This is a genomic window from Plantibacter sp. T3, assembly GCF_902506515.1.
Lineage (GTDB): Bacteria > Actinomycetota > Actinomycetes > Actinomycetales > Microbacteriaceae > Plantibacter > Plantibacter auratus.
Genome location: NZ_LR733286.1, coordinates 334,439 through 352,633, shown reverse-complemented (window position 1 = coordinate 352,633; position 18,195 = coordinate 334,439). Strand labels below are relative to the sequence as shown.

18 protein-coding genes are annotated in these 18,195 nt (G+C 69.1%); 6 read left to right on the top strand and 12 right to left on the bottom strand.

Annotated elements, in window-relative coordinates; all coding sequences use genetic code 11:
• Nucleotides 1-109: 109 nt before the first annotated feature.
• Complete coding sequence (locus GV015_RS01725) at nt 110-868, bottom strand: DeoR/GlpR family DNA-binding transcription regulator (RefSeq protein ID WP_079706395.1); 759 nt, start codon at nt 866-868, stop codon at nt 110-112.
• A gap of 197 nt (nt 869-1,065) precedes the next feature.
• Nucleotides 1,066-1,656: a TetR/AcrR family transcriptional regulator gene (locus tag GV015_RS01720; RefSeq protein WP_159880001.1), complete on the bottom strand. Its 591-nt coding sequence runs from the start codon at nt 1,654-1,656 to the stop codon at nt 1,066-1,068.
• Nucleotides 1,657-1,804: 148 nt separating this feature from the next.
• Here GV015_RS01720 and GV015_RS01715 point away from each other — a divergent pair, with 148 nt between their 5' ends.
• Nucleotides 1,805-2,638 (top strand): alpha/beta fold hydrolase, encoded by an 834-nt coding sequence (locus GV015_RS01715; RefSeq protein WP_064294873.1) that lies wholly within the window; start codon nt 1,805-1,807, stop codon nt 2,636-2,638.
• A gap of 294 nt (nt 2,639-2,932) precedes the next feature.
• Here GV015_RS01715 and rhaI read toward each other — a convergent pair whose 3' ends face one another.
• Together rhaI and GV015_RS01705 are read right to left on the bottom strand one after the other, a co-directional pair.
• Complete coding sequence (gene rhaI / locus GV015_RS01710) at nt 2,933-4,099, bottom strand: L-rhamnose isomerase (protein WP_201299329.1); 1,167 nt, start codon at nt 4,097-4,099, stop codon at nt 2,933-2,935.
• An 81-nt stretch (nt 4,100-4,180) separates the two neighbouring features.
• Complete coding sequence (locus tag GV015_RS01705; protein WP_201299328.1) at nt 4,181-4,540, bottom strand: L-rhamnose mutarotase; 360 nt, start codon at nt 4,538-4,540, stop codon at nt 4,181-4,183.
• A gap of 332 nt (nt 4,541-4,872) precedes the next feature.
• On the opposite strand from GV015_RS01705, the gene GV015_RS01700 reads away from it, so the two are divergent.
• Both GV015_RS01700 and GV015_RS01695 read left to right on the top strand, forming a co-directional pair.
• Nucleotides 4,873-5,226, top strand: a complete 354-nt coding sequence (locus tag GV015_RS01700) for a hypothetical protein (protein ID WP_201299327.1) — start codon at nt 4,873-4,875, stop codon at nt 5,224-5,226.
• Nucleotides 5,227-5,343: 117 nt separating this feature from the next.
• Nucleotides 5,344-6,636 (top strand): MFS transporter, encoded by a 1,293-nt coding sequence (locus GV015_RS01695; RefSeq protein ID WP_159876171.1) that lies wholly within the window; start codon nt 5,344-5,346, stop codon nt 6,634-6,636.
• Between the two features lie 18 nt (nt 6,637-6,654).
• On the opposite strand, the gene GV015_RS01690 is transcribed toward GV015_RS01695, so the two are convergent.
• The gene (locus GV015_RS01690) at nt 6,655-7,524 is read right to left on the bottom strand and encodes an NAD-dependent epimerase/dehydratase family protein (RefSeq protein ID WP_159876169.1); all 870 of its coding nucleotides are present in this window, start codon (nt 7,522-7,524) and stop codon (nt 6,655-6,657) included.
• A gap of 39 nt (nt 7,525-7,563) precedes the next feature.
• On the opposite strand from GV015_RS01690, the gene GV015_RS01685 reads away from it, so the two are divergent.
• A complete protein-coding gene (locus GV015_RS01685; protein WP_159876167.1) occupies nt 7,564-8,172 on the top strand; it encodes a DNA alkylation repair protein in 609 nt (202 codons plus the stop codon).
• Nucleotides 8,173-8,257: 85 nt separating this feature from the next.
• Here the strand turns inward: GV015_RS01685 and GV015_RS01680 are convergent, their stop codons facing one another.
• The 3 genes from GV015_RS01680 to GV015_RS01670 all read right to left on the bottom strand — a co-directional run bounded on the left by GV015_RS01680 (nt 8,258) and on the right by GV015_RS01670 (nt 11,895).
• Entirely contained in the window at nt 8,258-9,700 is a 1,443-nt protein-coding gene (locus tag GV015_RS01680) for an L-fucose/L-arabinose isomerase family protein (RefSeq protein WP_159876165.1), read from the bottom strand.
• A 100-nt stretch (nt 9,701-9,800) separates the two neighbouring features.
• Nucleotides 9,801-10,835, bottom strand: a complete 1,035-nt coding sequence (locus GV015_RS01675; RefSeq protein ID WP_159876163.1) for a LacI family DNA-binding transcriptional regulator — start codon at nt 10,833-10,835, stop codon at nt 9,801-9,803.
• 130 nt (nt 10,836-10,965) lie between these two features.
• The gene (locus GV015_RS01670) at nt 10,966-11,895 is read right to left on the bottom strand and encodes an aldo/keto reductase family oxidoreductase (protein ID WP_159876161.1); all 930 of its coding nucleotides are present in this window, start codon (nt 11,893-11,895) and stop codon (nt 10,966-10,968) included.
• Between the two features lie 48 nt (nt 11,896-11,943).
• Between GV015_RS01670 and GV015_RS01665 the strand changes: the two genes are divergently transcribed.
• A complete protein-coding gene (locus GV015_RS01665) occupies nt 11,944-12,372 on the top strand; it encodes a PLD nuclease N-terminal domain-containing protein (protein ID WP_159876159.1) in 429 nt (142 codons plus the stop codon).
• 90 nt (nt 12,373-12,462) lie between these two features.
• Here the strand turns inward: GV015_RS01665 and rhaS are convergent, their stop codons facing one another.
• From rhaS to GV015_RS01645, 4 genes are all read right to left on the bottom strand, one after another.
• Nucleotides 12,463-13,524: a rhamnose ABC transporter substrate-binding protein gene (rhaS, locus tag GV015_RS01660; protein ID WP_085514253.1), complete on the bottom strand. Its 1,062-nt coding sequence runs from the start codon at nt 13,522-13,524 to the stop codon at nt 12,463-12,465.
• Nucleotides 13,525-13,594: 70 nt separating this feature from the next.
• Nucleotides 13,595-14,695, bottom strand: a complete 1,101-nt coding sequence (locus GV015_RS01655; RefSeq protein WP_159876157.1) for an ABC transporter permease — start codon at nt 14,693-14,695, stop codon at nt 13,595-13,597.
• The gene (locus GV015_RS01650; protein ID WP_079706409.1) at nt 14,688-15,740 is read right to left on the bottom strand and encodes an ABC transporter permease; all 1,053 of its coding nucleotides are present in this window, start codon (nt 15,738-15,740) and stop codon (nt 14,688-14,690) included. The genes GV015_RS01655 and GV015_RS01650 overlap by 8 nt, the downstream gene beginning before the upstream one ends.
• Nucleotides 15,737-17,290 carry a sugar ABC transporter ATP-binding protein gene (locus tag GV015_RS01645; protein WP_159876155.1) on the bottom strand — a complete coding sequence of 518 codons (1,554 nt, stop codon included), beginning with the start codon at nt 17,288-17,290 and terminating at the stop codon, nt 15,737-15,739. Before GV015_RS01645 ends, GV015_RS01650 begins: the two co-directional genes overlap by 4 nt.
• Nucleotides 17,291-17,487: 197 nt before the next feature.
• On the opposite strand from GV015_RS01645, the gene GV015_RS01640 reads away from it, so the two are divergent.
• Nucleotides 17,488-18,192 (top strand): response regulator transcription factor, encoded by a 705-nt coding sequence (locus GV015_RS01640; protein ID WP_079706411.1) that lies wholly within the window; start codon nt 17,488-17,490, stop codon nt 18,190-18,192.
• Nucleotides 18,193-18,195 lie beyond the last annotated feature (3 nt).

Below are 18,195 nucleotides of genomic sequence, written 5' to 3'. Positions count from 1 at the left end.
ATGTCGCAATGGCGGATGTCCCGATCTCAGGAGAACCTCGGCGCGTTGCGGTCGGCGCGGAGCGACGCGCGCGGTGACTCCTGAGAACGGGACGTGCGGGGCCGAGAGCTCAGAGGAGTTCGACGGCGTCGCGGTAGGCGTCGAGCGCAGGGTCGGCGGGGTCGAGTTCCGTGACGAGGAGGTCGATGTCCGCCAGGGCGAAGCCGACCGCCATCGCGCGCTGCCCCAGCTTCGAGGACGCGGCGACGAGGATCGTCTCGTCGGAGGCGCGGGCGAACGCCTGCTTCACCTGCGCTTCTTCGAGGGTGACCTCCGAGCTGCCGACGGTCGGGTCGATGGCGGCGGCCGACAGGAAGAAGCGCCGGTAGAGCACCGACGACGCCGCTTGGCAGGCGATGGGGCCGATGAAGCTGTCGGTCCGCGACTCGGCTTGGCCGCCGACGAGGATCGCGGTGACCTCGCGGTTCGCGCCGGCGAGGATGAAGTTCGGGTAGGAGTTGGTCGCCACCGTGAGGGTCGACTCGCCGAGCAGTCGACTGATGCCGCCGGCCGTGCTGGAGGCGTCGATCGCGATCGCGCCGTCCGTCGGGATGAGCGACCGGAGCTTCTCGACGATGGCGCCCTTCTCGCGGACACCCGTCGCGGACCGCTCGGTGAAGGTCCTCGGTCGCAGGGTCGGGATCGCCCCGCCCCGGACGCGCCGTACCAGGCCGAGCTGCTCGAGGTCGGCGAGGTCGCGTCGCACGGTCATCGAGGACACGTCGAGCTCCGTAGCCGCGTCGTCGAGGCGGATGCTGCCGTCACGTTCGAGGATCGCCGTCAGTCGGGTCCGTCGTTCCTCGGCGCCGAGCGTGCCGGTCGTGGCCATGCCGCCCCCTGTCCATCGGTGTCGGACGTGTCCGTTCGTGTCCGTCTCAACAGGATGTCACAGCGGGGGAGGATGCCGAGCGGTTCCCAACTCAGGAGCACCCCGGCGCGGCGCCGACATGCCGCGGCGTGGCGTGCGCGGCGCGCCGCGAGCGTCCTGAGTTACGGACCGCCGTGCATCACGAGCGCACGGGTGATTCAGGAGGCGGCGTCGATGAGCGTCTCGGCGGCGCGACGAGCGTGCAACGCGGCCTCGGGGGAGCCGGTGATGGCGGCGGTGGTCTGGGCGCCCTCGGCGAGGATCGCGAGCTGGGGGGCGAGCGATGCCGGAGCGCCGGCGTCGGCGACGAGGCCGGCGACGTAGTCCTGGAAGGACGCCTTGTGTTCGCGGGTGATGGTGGCGACCGCCGGCGAGACGCCCCCGAGCTCCCCGAAGGCGTTGATGAACCCGCAGCCGCGGAACGAGTCGTCACTGAACCAGCCGGCCAGGTAGTCGTAGATCGCGAGGAGTCGGTCGCGGGGTGTCTCGGCGTCGTCCACGAGCGCGCTGACGCCGGTGGTCCAGAGCTCGTGTCGGCGCTCCATGACCGCGAGGACGATGTCCTCCTTGCTCGGGAACTCCGAGTACAGGCGCTTCAACGACACGCCGGCCGCCGAGCGCAGTTCGTCCATGCCGACGGACTGGATGCCCTTCGCGTAGTACAGGCGGTCGGCGGCGTCGACGATGATGTCGCGCACGGAGGCCGGTGTCGCGGGTGCGGCCGCCGGGCTTGGCGACGCGATCGTCATCGTCTGTTCGCTGGTCATTCCATCAGTGTACTTGCATTGAGAACGATCGTTCCCTATGCTGATGGACACCGAAGAGAACGATCGTTCTCAATTCGGGGCGTGGAACCGGGCGACGAGTCCGGACGCCGAAGACGAAAGGAATCGAACCATGTCGTTCATCACCGTCGGAACCGAGAACAGCACCTCCGTGGAGCTCTACGTCGAGGATCACGGCAGCGGCCAGCCCGTCGTCCTCATCCACGGCTACCCCCTCGACGGCTCGTCGTGGGAGAAGCAGACCGCGGCGCTCCTCGACGCCGGCTACCGCGTCATCACCTACGACCGCCGCGGCTTCGGCAAGTCCTCCAAGCCCACCGAGGGCTACGACTACGACACCTTCGCCGCCGACCTCAAGGCCGTCGTCGACGGGCTCGACCTCCACGACGCGGTCCTCGTCGGCTTCTCGATGGGCACCGGCGAGGTTGGCCGCTACCTCGGCACCTACGGCTCGGAGCGCGTCGCGAAGGCCGTCTTCCTCGGATCGCTCGAGCCCTACCTGCTCCAAACCGACGACAACCCGACGGGTGTCCCGCAGGACGTGTTCGACGGGCTCCTCGCCGCCGTCACCGACGACCGCTACGCGTTCTTCACGAGCTTCTTCGAGAACTTCTTCAACACGGACGAGAACCTCGGCTCGCGCCTGAGCGAGGAGGCGCTGCGGGCCAACACGCAGCTCGCCTACAACGCGTCGCCGTACGCCTCGGTCGCTGCGCAGCCGACCTGGCTGACCGACTTCCGGGCCGACGTCGCGAAGATCGACGTCCCGTCGCTCATCGTGCACGGCACCGGCGACCGCGTCCTGCCGATCGACTCCACCGGTCGCGTGTTCGCCAAGGCGCTGCCCTCCGCCGAGTACGTCGAGATCGAGGGCGCGCCGCACGGCATGCTCTGGACCCACTACCGCGAGGTCAACGAGCAGCTGCTCGCCTTCCTCGCGAAGTAGTCGGCACTTCGACGGGCTCAGTGACTGATATCCGGTCCCTGAGCCTGTCGAAGAGTGGGTGTGCTCGTGTGCACTTCGACAAGCTCAGTGACCGGGGCTGGCTCAGTGGCTGCTACCCCGGTCCCTGAGCCTGTCGAAGGGCGGGTGTGCTCGTGTGCACTTCGACAAGCTCAGTGACCGGAGCTGGCTCAGTGACCGGAGCTGGCTCAGTGGCCGGGGCTGGCTCAGTGACCGGAGCTGGCTCAGTGACCGATATCCGGTCCCTGAGCCTGTCGAGGGGCTCGGCCTTCTCGCTTACGCGCCCCAGCTCGCCTGGGTCCCGCCGACGCGCTCCTCGGCGATCTGCTGCTGGTAGCCCGAGGCCAGGTAGGCGCCGAACGGGTCGGCCGGCAGGCCGCGGCTCTCGCGCCAGGCGGCGAGCGGTCCGCGGACGTCGGTGTAGAACGCGTCCATGAGGATGCCGTTCGCGCCGAGGACGTCACCGGCCTCCTGCGCCGCGGTCAGTGCGTCGCGGTCGACGAGCAGTGCGCGCGCGGTCATCTCCTGCACGTTCAGCACCGAGCGGATCTGACCGGGGATCTTGTCCTCCACGTTGTGGCACTGGTCGAGCATGAACGCGACCGGCGAGTCGTCGTCGAGGCCGCCGCCGCGGACGACCTCGTAGAGGATCCGGAACAGCTGGAACGGGTCGGCTGCACCCACGATGAGGTCGTCGTCGGCGTAGAAGCGCGAGTTGAAGTCGAACGAGCCGAGCTTCCCGAGGCGCAGGAGCTGGGCGACGATGAACTCGATGTTCGTGCCAGGCGCGTGGTGGCCGGTGTCGAGGCAGACGAGGGCCTGGTCGCCGAGCTGGGCCACCTGGGCGTAGGACGTTCCCCAGTCGGGGACGTCGGTGTGATAGAACGCCGGCTCGAAGAACTTGTACTCGAGCACGAGTCGCTGCTCCTCGCCGAGGCGGGCGTAGATCTGCTGGAGCGAGTCGGCCAGGCGGTCCTGCCGTCCGCGGATGTCCTGCTGGCCCGGGTAGTTGCTGCCGTCGGCGAGCCAGATCTTGAGGTCCTGCGAGCCGGTCGCGTGCATGACGTCGATGCAGGCGAAGTGGTGGTCGATCGCCTTCTGACGGATCACCGGGTTGCTGTGGGTCAGGCTGCCGAACTTGTAGTCCTCATCCTGGAAGGTGTTCGAGTTGATCGTGCCGAGCGCGACGCCGTGGTCCTCGGCGTAGCGACGGAGTGCGCTGAAGTCGTCCACGAGGTCCCACGGGATGTGGAGTGCGACCTTCGGCGCGAGGGCCGTGAACTCGTGCACCTTGGCGGCGTCGGCGATCTTCTCCTCCGGCGTCCGCGGGGTGCCGGGCGTCGTGAACACCTTGAAGCGGGTGCCGGAGTTGCCGAACGCCCAGGAGGGGAGTTCGATGGCCTGCTTCTCGAGCAGCGGGGTGATGGTGTCGAAACTGGTCATGGTCACTTCTCTGTGCGGGTTCCGGTGGTCTGGGGCGCGTCACGGCGCTGCTTGCAGCATACGTGAATCGTTTCAACGTCGCTACTCGTGGAGGGCCGCGAGCTGGTCCTCGAGGTGGAACACCTCGGTGAGCTGGAGGAAGCCCTGGTCCGGCGGGAGGTCGAGGTCGACGAAGAACTCACCCATCTCGGCCTGCCAGCGCGCGTTGACCTCGGTCTCGGCCATGCCGGCCTGGGCTGCCTCGAGCGATTCCGTCTCGAAGTACCCGATGAGGAGGCCGTCGTCGCGGACGAAGAGCGAGTAGTTGTGCCAGCCCGTGTCGGCGAGGGCCTGCAGCATGTCCGGCCAGACGGCGGCATGGCGTTCGCGGTACTCCGCAAGGCGTTCGGGTTTGACCTGGAGCTGGAAGCACACGCGGTGCAGGGGTCGGGCACTCGTCATCGAGGCGTACCTTTCGGTTCGGGAAATCTGAATCGATTCACCACTGCTATTCAGGCTAGCCGAGACGGCGCTGGCGGGTCAATCTCCGCCTCTCCTGTGTCTCCGGCGGTCTCGGCGGGATGGTCCCTGCTAGCGTGGTGAGGACGAATTCGGGGGACGATATGAGATTCACGCTGCTGCCAGTTCCATTCATCGCGGCAGGCCTCCTGCTAACCGGTTGCACTCAGGCGGAGCCCTCGCCCTCGCCGTCTGTATCGCCTTCTGCGTCCACGTCCACGTCGCCGTCGCCGTCGCCGTCTGCGGCTGCGAGTGACGAGCCCGTCGAGCCTGCGGTGTCGCCTCCTCCGGTCGACCAGTCGACGGCGCTGACGGCCCAGACCGCCTACGAGATCTGCACGCGGACCGTCGCAGACACCTATGCGACGGCCCAGGGCGGAACCCCGGACCAGTTTGTGTACCGTTCCATCGAAGACTCCACGGTGATCGCTCGTGACGACGGACTGTACTTCGTCCTCGTCGACTTCACGAATCTCGTGACGACTCCTGACCTGGCGGAGTCAGGCACGGCTAACTGCTACCTTGGCGGCACCGTCGAGCAGCCGTACTTCGCGAGCTTCGGAGCGATCTACCGGCCGTACGCCGACCAGCTCGATCCGTACAACCCCGAACCAGGCGGCCGCGCCTGACTCGCGTTCGGAAGCTGAGCGGGGTCTCATTCCAGCTCTCAGGTTGTGAGAGCGGGGAGCGGTACCGCCGTCAGATGCCCCTGGACACCCTGGAGCGAACTCCCTAGCGTGGGTCGCATGGCTGCCGATGACGCGCCACCCGATGCACCCACGATCGACGGTTCCGACGGTTCGGAGGAGACGACCGTCGCCTCGGAGAGCCCGCGCTGGCGTCGCGACGTCGCGGTGTTCCTGTCCGGACAGACGGTCTCGCTGTTCGGCTCGATGCTCGTGCAGTACGCGATCATGTGGCACCTGACGCTCGAGACGAAGTCCGGAGTCGTGCTCGCGTTCGCCGCCGTCGCGGGGTTCCTGCCGCAGGCGATCGTGTCGATCTTCGGCGGGGTGTGGGCCGACCGCATGAACCGCAAACTGCTCATCATCGCGGCCGACGGCTCGATCGCCATCACGACGCTCGCGCTCGCGATCTTCCTCATCAACGGCGCCGCCGACCTCTGGCTCATCTTCCTCACGCTCGCGATCCGCTCGGTCGGCGCGGGCATCCAGATGCCGGCGGTCTCCGCGCTCGTCCCGCAGATCACGCCGACCGACAAGCTCATGCGGGTCAACGGCATCAACGGATCCATCCAGTCGGCCATGATGCTCGTCGCCCCGGCTGCGGCCGGCGCGCTGTACGCAAGTGCGTCGCTCGTCGCGATCTTCTTCGTCGACGTCGTCACGGCCGCCATCGGGATCGGGCTGCTGCTGCTCGTACCGGTGCGGACGCTCGTGCGGTCGGGCGAGCGCCCCGGCTACTTCGCCGACCTCACCGAGGGCGTGCGCTACGTCTGGCGCCACGGCTTCGTGCGCTGGCTGCTCATCCTCTTCGCGATCGTGTTCCTGCTGGTCGTCGCGCCGTCCTACCTCACGCCGCTCATGATCGCCCGCACCTTCGGCGACGAGGTCTGGATGCTCACCGTGAACGAACTCGCCTTCAGCGTCGGCATGGTCGGCGGCGGAGCGATCATCGCGATCTGGGGCGGCACCAAGAACCGCGTGCTCCTCATCGTCGGGTCCTCGGTGGTGTTCGGGGCGCTGTCCATCGGGCTCGGACTCTCGACCAACCTCTGGGTCTTCTTCGGCTTCATGTTCCTGCTCGGGATCGCTGTGCCGTTCTTCTCGACGACGTCGATGACCCTGCTGCAGGAGCGCGTCCAACCGGAGCGGCAGGGTCGCGTGTTCGGCTTCGTCGGCATCGTCATGGCGGTGTCGATGCCCCTCGGGATGATCGTGTTCGGACCGCTCGCCGACGTCGTGTCCGTCGAACTGCTCCTCGTCGTCGCCGGTGTGCTCACCTTCGTGGTGCTCGCCGTCGCCGTGCTCGTACCGTCCGGGCGACGGGCGATGGCCGAGGTGACGAAGCAGCCATGATCCGCTCCGGTCGTCCGATCAGGGGAGCTGCGCCGAGTAGCCCTCGCGGTAGGTGGGGTAACGGTAGGTGAATCCGGTGTCGCGGAGGGCGGCTGCCATGATGCGCTTGCCGCGGTGCGGTTCTTCCGGGGTGCGACCGGCGTCGTCGAGCGTCGGGGGAGCGACGCCGAGTCGATCGGCGAGGAAGTCGGCGACCGTCGACAGCAGGACCGGCTCCTCGTCGATGCCCGCCACGACCGGCGGGAGTGATGCCGCCGACAGGTCGAGCAGGTGCACGATCACGCTCGCGGCGTCGTCACGGTGGATGCGATTGGTCCAGCCGGAGGGTCGGGTGACACGGCCGTCGCGGACCTGGTCGACGAACATCGTGGACGTCGGACCGTAGAGGCCGCCGAAGCGGATGGCGCTCGCCTCGGGCACGGCGGTGAGGACGGCCTCCTCAGCGGCGAGCAGGGCGCGTGCGGTGCCGGAGGTCGGGACGGCCGGCGTGGTGTCGTCGATCGTCTCCCCGCCGTCCTCGCCCCACACCGCGGTCGACGACACGAACAGGATGCGAGGCGGGGTGCCGGGGAGTGCGGCGACCGCGCTCACGAGATGTCCGACGCCGTCGCGGTAGAGGGCGTCATAGGCCTCGACCGAGCGCGCCCGCGGCGCAAGGGCCACCACGATCGCCGTCGTGTCCGCAGGAAGGTCGGGGGCGGAGGTCGTGAGGTCGCGGAGCTGGAGGGTGAAGCGCCCCTCGACGAGCTCGGGGACCGGGGTCGACTCGGGGGCCGGGTTCGACTCGGGTGCCGTGCGCTTCACGCCGACGACGTCCTCGCCACGGGCCAGGAGTCTCCCGGCGACGTCCGAGCCGAGCTGTCCGAGTCCCACGATCACGACGGTCATCGCTCCACCGTACCCGGCGCGAGGGGTGAGAATGGTGGGATGAGTGCTGCGGGGGAGTTCATCGACGCGGCGCTCCAATACGAGGGGGACGGCTACCGGGCAGCGGACGTCGCCGAGCGGCTCGGCGACGGGGTCCGGTCCTACGGTTCATCCGTCGGGGCCGTGCGCGGGACCGTGCGCGACGCCCTCCGGAAGTTCCGCGGACTGGAGCACGACGAGCTGGCAGCCCTCGCCTCGGAGCTGTGGGCCGTGCCGGTCTTCGAGCGTCGGCTCGCCGCGATCGTCCTCCTGCAGTCGAGCGTCGCGGTACTCAGGCACACCGACCTGACGAGGATCGAAGGCTTCGTCCGCGCCGGTCGGGTTCCCCAGCTCGCCGACCCGCTGGCCACCGACGTCATCGGACCGCTCCTGGAACGCCTCGACGGGACGGCCCGAGCCAAGGCCGAGACCGTCCTCGACCGGTGGATGCAGGACGAGCCCTGGTTGCGACGGGCGGCACTACTCGCCCCGATCCGCGAGCTCGGTGCGGGTGGTGGCGATGTCGATCGTGCCACCCGTCGGCTCGCCGTCGCCCTGGATGGGTTGCAGCGGCCGGCGCCGATCGCCGTCGTCGAGCCCGCTGTGGAGCGTCTTCGCGCCGTGCTCTGATCCGTCCGGTCGCGACTGCCCTTCGACAGGCTCAGGGACCGGGTTGGGCTCAAAGACCGGGTTCGGCTCAGGGACCGACGGCGCCTCACACCTGGCGGAAGTCGATCCCCAGCAGGCTCGCCGCAGCCCGGTAGTCCGCCGCGCGGTGTCCGAGCGACAGCGACCAGTGGTGCCCGATACCGGTCGCGCTCCACTCGTCCACCCAGACACCCGGGTCACGCCCGAAGTCGACACGGCTCGTCGTGTTGCCGATCGCGAGCAGCGGGCCGGGGACGACCTCGCCCTCCGACGCGACGAAGGCGAGCGAGCCGTCGCGGTCCTGCCCCAACCCGAGCAGCGTGACCGGCCCGTGCCGCACGTCGAACTCGACGCTCACACCCCAGCCGCGCTTGCCGTGATAGACCCCGAGGCCGCGCAGCAGCGGGTCGCGGGAGCTGACGGCGAGGTGCGCCGGACCGTCGTGCCCCATCTCGACGACCTCGTCCTCGAAGTCCAGCGCCTGGATCTCGCAGAACGACCCACCGGCGCCGACGACCTGGGTCGCGAGCTGTGCGACCGTGGTCCGCAGCTCGTACTCGCCGGTCGTGGGGATGCCGCGAGCGGTGAGGAGGGACGCGCCGAGGATCATGCCGGCGCCGAGTCGCTCGTGCTGTTCGCCGTCGCGACCGCGGTGGTAGTAGGCGAGACTGTCGAGCGCGAACTCGTCGACGAGCCGGTCGAGGCCGACCGACACCTTCGCTCCCCACGCGAAGTCGTCCTCGACCACCGTGTCGTCGAGGGTGAAGATCTCCCTGGCCAGGGCCATGCGGTCGGCGACCTCGGCGTCGGTGACCTCGTCGACGAGGACGCGGAGGTCGTCGAACTCCAGGACCTCGACGTGTGAGCCGAAGGTGGTCGGCAGCAGCGTGAGGTCGGTGGAGACGTCGAGCATGCCGGGGTAGACGTGCCCCATGAGGCCGTGGCGGGCGTGACGGAGGGCTGCGCGGACGTGCGCCGCCCGGATCCACTGCGAGATCCGATCCCACGCCGACTCCTGACGCAGCCAGCCCGACACCGAGCGGAACGGGATGCCCGCCCGACGGAAGACGTTGCCGACCTCGGGTACCGGGCACTGCCCGCAGTAGGCGAGCCAGGCACCGGTGTCGAAACTCGCGTGGTCCATCCGCTCGGTCGGCTGCAGGTCGATGACGAGGACCGGGGTGTTCGCGCGCTGGGCGATCGGCAGGACCATCGAGGAGGTGAGGTAGGTGGTGAGGAACAGGACGATGAGGTCGCAGTCGCCCTGTCGGAGCTGTTCCGCCGCGGCGTCGCCCGCCTGCGCGTCCGAGATGAAGCCGACGTCGACGACCTCGGCGTCCATCTGCCGGAAGCGTTCCGAGACGTACCGGGCCGACGCCTGGAGCTGGGGGAGCAACTCCGGGAACTGCGGCCAGTAGGTGCCGAGGCCGCCGGCGACGAGGCCGATGCGGGGCTTCCGCCGTGCCTTCGGGGTGAGGAGCGGGTGGACGGCTGCTGCAGTGTGGGTCATCGTCGATCCTTGGTGGGTGCGGGTACGGGAGTATTTAATCGATTAAATACTGGTGACGACTGTACCCGGGCGTCACCGCCGCGTCCAGCCTCGCCGCTGCTCAGGCCGGCAGGGGAGCGGACTCGCGGACGACGAGATGCGGCTCGAGCGTCCGGGTGACGTGCTCGTGCGCAGCGCGGTCGGCGCCCAGCTCGGCCAGGAGGATCTCGACGGCCACGCGCCCGAGTTCGTCCTTCGGCTGCTCGACCGTGGTGAGCGGCACCCGCCCGTCGGCCGCGAGCGCGAGATCGCCGTAACCGACCACGGACACCTCGTCGGGCACCGCCAGACCACCGTCGTTCAGCCCCCTGATGACGCCGAGCGCGAGCTGGTCGTTCGTGCAGAACACGCCGGTCGGACGCGGTGTCTCTGCCGCGATCCGACGGCCCGCGATGCGCCCCGAGTCGACGGTCATCTCGTCCACGGTGACCTCGCGGAGGTCGTCGGGGTCGAGACCGGCCGCGATGAACGCGTTCCGGGCACCCTCGCGTCGGTCGGCGCACTGCGGGATCGCCAGGTCGCCGTTCACGAGCACGATCGACCCGTCGGGCGCCGGGGTGGGACTGGCGAGCAGGTGGGTGACCGCCAGCTCCCCGCCGTGCACGTCGTCGATCGCGACGGAGCAGCCGGTGCCCTCGGGGGCGGTGCGGTCCATGAGCACGAGGCGGCTACCCACCCGTCGCAGCTGGGCCAGTCGGGAGGCGTCGGCCGTCAGCGGAGCGACGAGCGCACCGGCCGCCCGGTGCTCCGCGAGCATCTCGAAGTGCCGGAGTTCGAGGTCTGGATCGTCGTGGCTCACGCAGAGCGCGACCGTGTAGCCGTGTTCGGCTGCGGCCTCGGTGACCCCGCGGGCGATCGCCGAGTAGAACGGGTTCGCGATGTCGGGGATGACGAGACCGATGAGGCGGTTGGTGCCCTGCCGCAGGGTGGCGGCGGCACGGTTGGGGACGAAGTCGAGTTCCTCGATCGCGGCGAGGACGCGCTCGCGGGTGGCGGGGGCGACGATCTCGGGGCGGTTGAGGGTGTTGGAGACGGTCGCGTTCGAGACGCCGGCGAGTCTGGCGACGGCGGCGAACCCGATGTCGTGCTTCGCCATGCTGCCCTCCGATTCCACTCCGAGCGTACCCGGCGCGACCCTCGTCCCGTTCTCAGGACTCCTTCGGTGTGGTGGGGCGATCTCCGCCCGACACGCCGCGGAAGTCCTGAGAACGGGACGGAGGCGACCGCTACGGGAGGGTGTGGCCCGCGGCGGTGAAGAGGCGGTACCACTCCTCGCGCGACAGCGTCACGTTGGAACCTGCGGCCGCTTCCTGGACGCGCGACGGCTTGGTGGTGCCGAGCACGACCTGGATGTTCGCGGGGTGACGGGTGATCCACGCGGTCGCGATGCCGGAGGGCGTCACGCCGTGTGCGGCTGCGAGCTCGTCGAGGACGTCGTTCAGCTCCGCGTAGTGCTCGCGGTCGCCGATGAAGACGCCCGTGAAGAAGCCGGCCTGGAACGGCGACCATGCCTGCAGGGTCATGCCGGTCAGGCGGCTGTAGTCGAGCATCCCGTTGTCGCGGTCGATCGACTGGTCGAGGCCGGCCATGTTCGCGGCGACGCCCGACGCGATGATCGGGGCGTGGGTGATGCTCAGCTGCACCTGGTTGACGATGAGCGGCTGCTCGACGGAGCCCTTCAGCAGCTCGACCTGCGCCGGCGTGTGGTTCGAGACGCCGAAGTTCCGGACCTTGCCCGCGGCCTGCAGGGTGTCGAACGCCGACGCGACCTCTTCCGGCTCGACGAGGCTGTCGGGACGGTGCAGGAGCAGGAGGTCGAGGTAGTCCGTCTTGAGGGCGGCGAGCGACTCGTCGACGGTGCGGAGGATGTGGTCCTCCGAGAAGTCGAAGAAGCCCTTGCGGATGCCGACCTTCGACTGGATGAGCACCTGCTCGCGCTCGGCGGCGGTGAGGGTGACGGCGTCGCCGAAGCGACGCTCGCACCCGTGACGCTCCGAGCCGTAGATGTCGGCGTGGTCGAACACGGTGACGCCGGCGTCTCGTGCGGTGTGGAAGAGGGTGCGGATGGCCTCGTCGTCGAGGGCCTCGATCCGCATGAGGCCGAGGACGATGCTGGACGCGGTCAGGTCGGTCTGGGGCAGGGGGATGGTCTTCATCCGACCATCCTGGCCGAACCCGCCGGTGGTCTGCCTAGGATTGACGACATGTTCGTGTTGTCGTTGCTGCTCATCGTCCTCACGATCATCGCGCTCATCGACGTGGTGGGGCAGCCCGAGCCCGTCGTGCGCAACCTGCCCAAGATCGTGTGGGTGCTGCTCATCGTCTTCATCCCGCTCATCGGCGTCGCCCTGTGGTTCCTGCTCGGCAAGGACTGGTCGACGAGCCGGATCAAGCTCCCCGAACGCCGGGGCCGGAAGCAGTCGCGGACGTCCGGCTCGTGGGGTTCGGGTCGAGGGTCCTCGTCGACCGCGACGTCCTCGCCGTCGCAGCCCGACCGCGCCGTCAGCAGCACGGAGGAGCAGCTCGCCGCCCTCGAGCGCGAGATTCAGGCCGCCGAGGACGCCGAGCGTATCCGCAAGCTCGAGCTGGAGATGAAGCGCAACGATCCCGACGCCGACGACAAACTGCCCTGACTCAGGAGTCCGTCGGCGCGTCGACCGGGTGTGGTCGCGGCACGCCGAGGAGTTCCTGAGACAGGGCAGTCGGGTGTGACTGGGTGACTCCTAGAAGTCGTACTTGTCGATGTTCGACGCGTCGAAGGTGGTCGGTGGGCCGACGATGACGGTGCCGTCGGCGCCGACCTCGCGCTCACCGAGGTCGCCGGCCTCGAAGGTGTCGCCCTCCTTGCCGGTGATCGTGCCCTCCGCCAGTGCCTTGCCGGCGAACGCTGCGACGTAGCCGAGCTGAGCCGGGTCCCACAGCGCGAACGCGGTGACGGTGCCGTCCTTCACGAACGGACGCATCTCGTTCGGGAGGCCGAGGCCGGTCAGTGCGACCTTGCCCTTGTACTCCGAGGTGGAGAGGTAGCGGGCGGTCGCGGCGATGCCGACCGTCGTGGGCGAGATGATGCCCTTGAGGTTCGGGTGCGCCTGGAGCAGACCCTGGGCCTCCTGGAACGACTTCGTGTCGTCGTCGTCACCGTAGACCTTGGCGACGAGCTTGATGTCCTTGTAGTCCGGGTTGGAGGCGAGCTCCTCCTCCATGTACTTGATCCACTCGTTCTGGTTCGTCGCGTTGGCCGTGGCCGAGAGGATCGCGATCTCGCCCGAGCCGCCGATCTGCTCCGAGATGAGCTTCGTCTGGATCAGGGCGACGTCCTTGGCGACGACCTGGGAGATGAAGACGTCGCGGCAGTCCTTGCTGGTGTCGGAGTCGAACGCGACGATCTTCGCGCCGCCGTCACGGGCCTCCTTGAGGGCGGGGCAGACGGCGTCGGGGTCGTTCGCCGCGATGACGATGACGTTCGTGCCGGCCTGGGTCTCGGCGTTGATGAACGACACCTGGCTGGACGCGCTCGCCTCGAGCGGGCCGACGACCTCGGTGGCGCTGAAGCCGGCCGCCTTCGCGCCGTCCTTGCCGCCGCCGAGCACGACGTCCGTGTACGGGTTGTTGAGCTGCTTGGGGATGAAGGTGATGCTCTCCGCGGCACCGCCGCCACCACCTGATCCCGCGGAGTCGCCGGTGGCGCACCCCGTCGCGATGAGTGCGAGGGAGGCTGCTGCGGCGATGAGGGCCGCTGCGCGACGGGCCGAACGGCCTGCTGCGCGGTTTCGAATCGACTGCATTGTCTGTTCCTTTCTGGATACGCCTGGTGCTGTGGCGTGGGGTGCCCCGAGGGCTGCGCCGATCGGGAGATCAGTGCTGGGGCAGGCTGCGTCGGATCCGTCGGTGGTGGTTCCACTGCTTGACGGATTCGAAGATACTGGGGCCGACCACCGAGGCGATCAGCAGGGTCCCGGTCACGATGATGAGGACGACATCGGAGACGCGGCCGAGTCGGAGCGCGTAGTTGATGGTGCCGATGAGCAGCACACCCGCGACGACACCCGGGATGGACCCCTTGCCGCCGAAGATCGAGACGCCGCCGAGGAGCACGGCCGCGATGACGGCGAGTTCGAGCCCGGAGGCGTTGTCGCTGCGGGCGCTCGAGTAGCGGAGCGTCCAGAACACCCCCGCGAGGGCGGAGACACCGCCGGTCGCGACGTAGAGCCAGAACTTCGAGCGGGCGACCTTGATGCCGACGAAGCTCGCGGCCTCCGTGCTGTACCCGAGCGCGTACAGCCCGCGGCCGAAGGGGGTCAGGTGCAGGACGACCCCGAAGGCGAGCACGACGACGAGGACCCCGATCATGACCACGGGGATGCCGGTCGAGCCGATCTTCGACGTGAAGAACGCGGTGAGCTCGGGCGGGAAGTTGGCGACCGCGTTGTCGCCGATGACGACGAGCGCGAGGCCGCGGAACAGCGCGAGCGTGCCGATCGTCACCGCGAGCGACGGGAGTCCGACCACCGCGATGAGTAAGCCGTTGAACGCGCCGGCGACGACTCCGACGAGCAGCCCGATGAGGAGGACGACCCCGATGTCCATCCCGCCGCCGGCCCACAGCACACCGATGACGGCGCTGGTGAGGCCCGCGGTGCTTGCGACGGACAGGTCGATCTCGCCCGTGATGATGACGAGCGTCATCGGCATCGCGATGAGGAGGATCGGTATGACGTCGAGGAGGAGGAAGCCCACGGTGACGGGGGAGGCGAACCGCGGGATGAGCAGGCAGGCGCCGATGACGACGACGAGCAGCGCGTAGATCATGATCGCGTCGCGACCGAGGAGGATGCGCGAGGCACCGGTGCGGCCCTTCGGTTCGGCCACGAGCACGCCGGTGGTGTCGGTGCCGAGCGGGCCGGAGCCCTTGCTGAACGGAGCCTTCGGGGCTGCCGGGGTCTTCAGATCAGACATCGCGTGCCTCGCTCATTCGCAGTTTCTTGGCCGTACGGAGGCTGGCGACGCGGTCGATGATGATCGCGGCCAGGATGAGGATGCCCACGATCGCCTGTTGCCAGAACTTGTCGACGCGCAGGGCGGTGAGGGCGCTCGTGATGGTGGTGAGGAGGATCGCGCCGATCGCGGCCCCGGCGACCGAGCCGCTGCCGCCGAAGATCGCGACACCACCGACCACGGCCGCCGCGACGACGTCGAGCTCCATACCGGACCCGGTGGTCGCGCCGACCGAGTTGAAGCGCGAGGCGTAGAGCACACCGGCGAGTCCGGCGAGCAGGCCGTTCGCCAGGAAGGCGAGGAAGACGCGGCGGCCGACCGGGATGCCGAACAGCTTCGCGGCGTCGGGGTCCGACCCGATCGCGTAGAGGTCGCGGCCGGATCGGGCGCCGGCCATGTAGACGGCGACGACGACCACGACGAGGATCGCGATGAGGGTGATGACCGGGAAGCCGAGGACGGTGTCGACGGACAGGTTCCCGAACGCGTCGGGTCGGTCGTCCGCGAAGTACTGCGTGCCACCGGCCCACGCGTTGTTCAGGCCTCGGTAGATGTAGAGCGTGCCCAGGGTGATGACGAGGGCGGGGACCTTCGCGATCGTGACGAGCGCACCGTTGATCGCGCCGAGCACCGCACCGAGCAGCATCGCGATGGCGAACACCGCGATGATCGGCAGCTGGGGCATCGTCGCGAACATCGTGCCGGTCGCGAAGGCCACGAGCCCCAGGATCGAGCCGACGGACAGGTCGACGTTGCGGGTGATGATGACGAGCGCCTGACCGACGGCGAGGATGATCATGATCGTCGCGTTGAGGAGGAGGTCCTTCACCCCCTGTGCCGACAGGAACAGCGGGTTCGCGAGGTAGGTCACGAGCACGAGCACGACGAGGGCGACGGTGACCGGGAGCTCCCGGAGTCGCACGATCGACGCGATCGGGTTCGTCGTGCGCTCGGTCGCGACGGTGACGGGGCCGCCGCCTCCCGGCTTGGTGGTGGTGTCGGTCATCGTGCGCCTTCCAGGGAACCGGTGGCCGCGTGCATCACGGTCTCCGGGGTCGCTTCTTCGCGGGTGAGCTCGGCGGTGATCCGGCCCTCGTGCATGACGAGGACGCGGTCGGCCATGCCGAGGACCTCGGGCAGTTCGGAGGAGATCATGAGGATCGCGATGCCGCGGCCGGCGAGTTCGGAGATGAGGCGGTGCACCTCGCTCTTCGTGCCGACGTCGATGCCGCGGGTGGGCTCGTCGACGATGAGGAAGGTCGGCTCGGTGGCGAGCCACTTCGCGAGGACGACCTTCTGCTGGTTGCCGCCGGAGAGGGTGGAGACCGCGTACTCCTGGGAGCCGGTCTTCACCTGGAGGCGGGCCGACCACTCCTCGGCTGCCTCGCGTTCGCGGCGGCCGGAGATGATCCCGAACCGCGCGAGCCGGTGGCGGAGGGTGAGGGTCGCGTTGCGGGCGACTGACAGGTCCATCACAAGCCCCTGCTTGCGACGGTCCTCCGGGACGAAGCCCATGCCGGCGTCGACCGCGGCCTGCGGGTCGCCGGCCTTCACCGGCTTGCCGTCGAGCGTGACGCGTCCGGTGTCGTAGGGGTCGATGCCGAAGACGGCGCGGGCGACCTCGGTGCGCCCGGCGCCGACGAGTCCCGCGAGGGCGACGATCTCACCCGAGCGCACCGTGAACGAGATGTCGGAGAAGACGCCGGCGCGCGACAGCCCGTCGACGGTGAGGACCGCGTCGCCGATCTCCGCGTCCTGCTTGGGGAAGAGAGCGGCGATGTCGCGACCGACCATCTGCCGGACGATCGCGTCGACGGAGGTCTCGTTCGTGACGTGCGTGGCGATGTAGCGGCCGTCGCGCATGACCGTGATGCGGTCGCACAGCGCGAAGACCTCCTCGAAGCGGTGGGAGATGAACATGATGCCGGCGCCCGCGTCGCGCAGGGAGCGGGCGACCTGGAAGAGGCGGTCGACCTCGACGCCGGAGAGCGCGGCGGTCGGTTCGTCCATGATGAGGACCTTGGCGTCGAGCGAGATGGCCTTCGCGATCTCGATGATCTGCTGGTCGGCGATCGACAGGCCCTCGGCGACGCGGTCGGGGTCGATCTGGACGCCGAGGCGGTCGAACAGGGCGCGGGCGGCCTTCCGCATGGCGCCAGTGCTGATGAGTCCGAGGCCGTTCTTCGGCTGGCGGCCGATGAAGATGTTTTCGGCGACGGTGAGGTCGGGGAACAGGGTCGGCTCCTGGTAGATCACGGAGATGCCCGCGGCCTTGCTGTCGGCGACACCGCGGAAGGCGACGGGCTTCCCGGCGAGGGTGAAGTCGCCGGCATCTGGGGTGTAGAGCCCGGCGAGGATCTTCACGAGCGTGGACTTCCCGGCGCCGTTCTCGCCGACGAGCGCGTGGATCTCGCCGGCCTCGATCTGGATGGTGCCGTCGGCCAGGGCGACGACGGGGCCGAAGGTCTTGGCGGCTCCGATGAGGGAGAGCGCCGGCTGGGCGCTGCGCCCGGCAGGTTCGGTGCGCGCCGGTTGCGCTGGATGGTCGATCGTCATTGAGGGTCCGTTCCTCCACGGTGAGGGGCTCGCTCCCGGCGGGATGTGAATCGATTCAGGGTCGGGAGCACCTGCACTGTATGGCCGTCGGATCGCGGGCGGCAAGGCGAAGCGGTCGTTCCTGACAGGACCTTCAGAAACGGCGCCCCGGTCGGCTCGCCTAGGCTGTGGATGCTCGATGGCGAAGGAGGACGACCGTGCGGATCCTCGTCGTCGATGACGAACGCGAGATGGCTGGCCTCCTCTCCCGCGGTCTCGGGTCGGACGGCCACGACGTGACGACGGCGTTCGACGGCCCGACCGCGTTGGACCTCGCGCGGCAGGCGATCGCGCCGGTGTCCGGTGGCGACGCGGGCTTCCAGGTCGCGGTGGTCGACGTCATGCTCCCCGGGCTCTCCGGATTCGCCGTCTGCCGCGAGCTCAAAGGCCTCGACCCGACGCTCGCGGTGATCCTGCTCACGGCGCGCGATGCCGTGGACGACCGGGTCCGTGGGCTCGACGCCGGAGCCGACGACTACATGATCAAGCCGTTCGCCTTCGCCGAGCTCGCCGCCCGGATCCGCGCGGTCCGGCGTCGGGACGCCCTCACCGTGCAGCCCCGCTTGGACGTCGGTGGGTTGACGCTCGACCTGCACCGGCACCGCGCGCGCGTCGGTGACCACGACGTGCCGCTGAGCGGGACCGAGTTCGACGTCCTCCGGGTGCTCGCGACCGATCCGGGCGTCGTCGTCTCGCGGGCGGCCATGCTGCGGGAGGTCTGGGAGACCTTCGACAACATCGACCCGAACGTCGTCGACCAGTACATCAGCCGCCTCCGTCGCAAACTCGACCTGGCGGAGGCGGGCGTCCGCATCGTGACGAGCCGCGGCGTGGGGTTCTCGCTCGTCGCCGCAGGGAGCTGAGGG

Excerpts from the sequence above, each read along its gene's own strand:
- GV015_RS01725 (WP_079706395.1), bottom strand. The coding sequence starts at position 868 with ATGGCCACGACCGGCACGCTCGGCGCCGAGGAACGACGGACCCGACTG.
- GV015_RS01720 (WP_159880001.1), bottom strand. The coding sequence starts at position 1,656 with ATGACGATCGCGTCGCCAAGCCCGGCGGCCGCACCCGCGACACCGGCC.
- GV015_RS01715 (WP_064294873.1), top strand. The coding sequence starts at position 1,805 with ATGTCGTTCATCACCGTCGGAACCGAGAACAGCACCTCCGTGGAGCTC.
- rhaI (WP_201299329.1), bottom strand. The coding sequence starts at position 4,099 with ATGACCAGTTTCGACACCATCACCCCGCTGCTCGAGAAGCAGGCCATC.
- GV015_RS01705 (WP_201299328.1), bottom strand. The coding sequence starts at position 4,540 with ATGACGAGTGCCCGACCCCTGCACCGCGTGTGCTTCCAGCTCCAGGTC.
- GV015_RS01695 (WP_159876171.1), top strand. The coding sequence starts at position 5,344 with ATGGCTGCCGATGACGCGCCACCCGATGCACCCACGATCGACGGTTCC.
- GV015_RS01690 (WP_159876169.1), bottom strand. The coding sequence starts at position 7,524 with ATGACCGTCGTGATCGTGGGACTCGGACAGCTCGGCTCGGACGTCGCC.
- GV015_RS01685 (WP_159876167.1), top strand. The coding sequence starts at position 7,564 with ATGAGTGCTGCGGGGGAGTTCATCGACGCGGCGCTCCAATACGAGGGG.
- GV015_RS01680 (WP_159876165.1), bottom strand. The coding sequence starts at position 9,700 with ATGACCCACACTGCAGCAGCCGTCCACCCGCTCCTCACCCCGAAGGCA.
- GV015_RS01675 (WP_159876163.1), bottom strand. The coding sequence starts at position 10,835 with ATGGCGAAGCACGACATCGGGTTCGCCGCCGTCGCCAGACTCGCCGGC.
- GV015_RS01670 (WP_159876161.1), bottom strand. The coding sequence starts at position 11,895 with ATGAAGACCATCCCCCTGCCCCAGACCGACCTGACCGCGTCCAGCATC.
- GV015_RS01665 (WP_159876159.1), top strand. The coding sequence starts at position 11,944 with ATGTTCGTGTTGTCGTTGCTGCTCATCGTCCTCACGATCATCGCGCTC.
- rhaS (WP_085514253.1), bottom strand. The coding sequence starts at position 13,524 with ATGCAGTCGATTCGAAACCGCGCAGCAGGCCGTTCGGCCCGTCGCGCA.
- GV015_RS01655 (WP_159876157.1), bottom strand. The coding sequence starts at position 14,695 with ATGTCTGATCTGAAGACCCCGGCAGCCCCGAAGGCTCCGTTCAGCAAG.
- GV015_RS01650 (WP_079706409.1), bottom strand. The coding sequence starts at position 15,740 with ATGACCGACACCACCACCAAGCCGGGAGGCGGCGGCCCCGTCACCGTC.
- GV015_RS01645 (WP_159876155.1), bottom strand. The coding sequence starts at position 17,290 with ATGACGATCGACCATCCAGCGCAACCGGCGCGCACCGAACCTGCCGGG.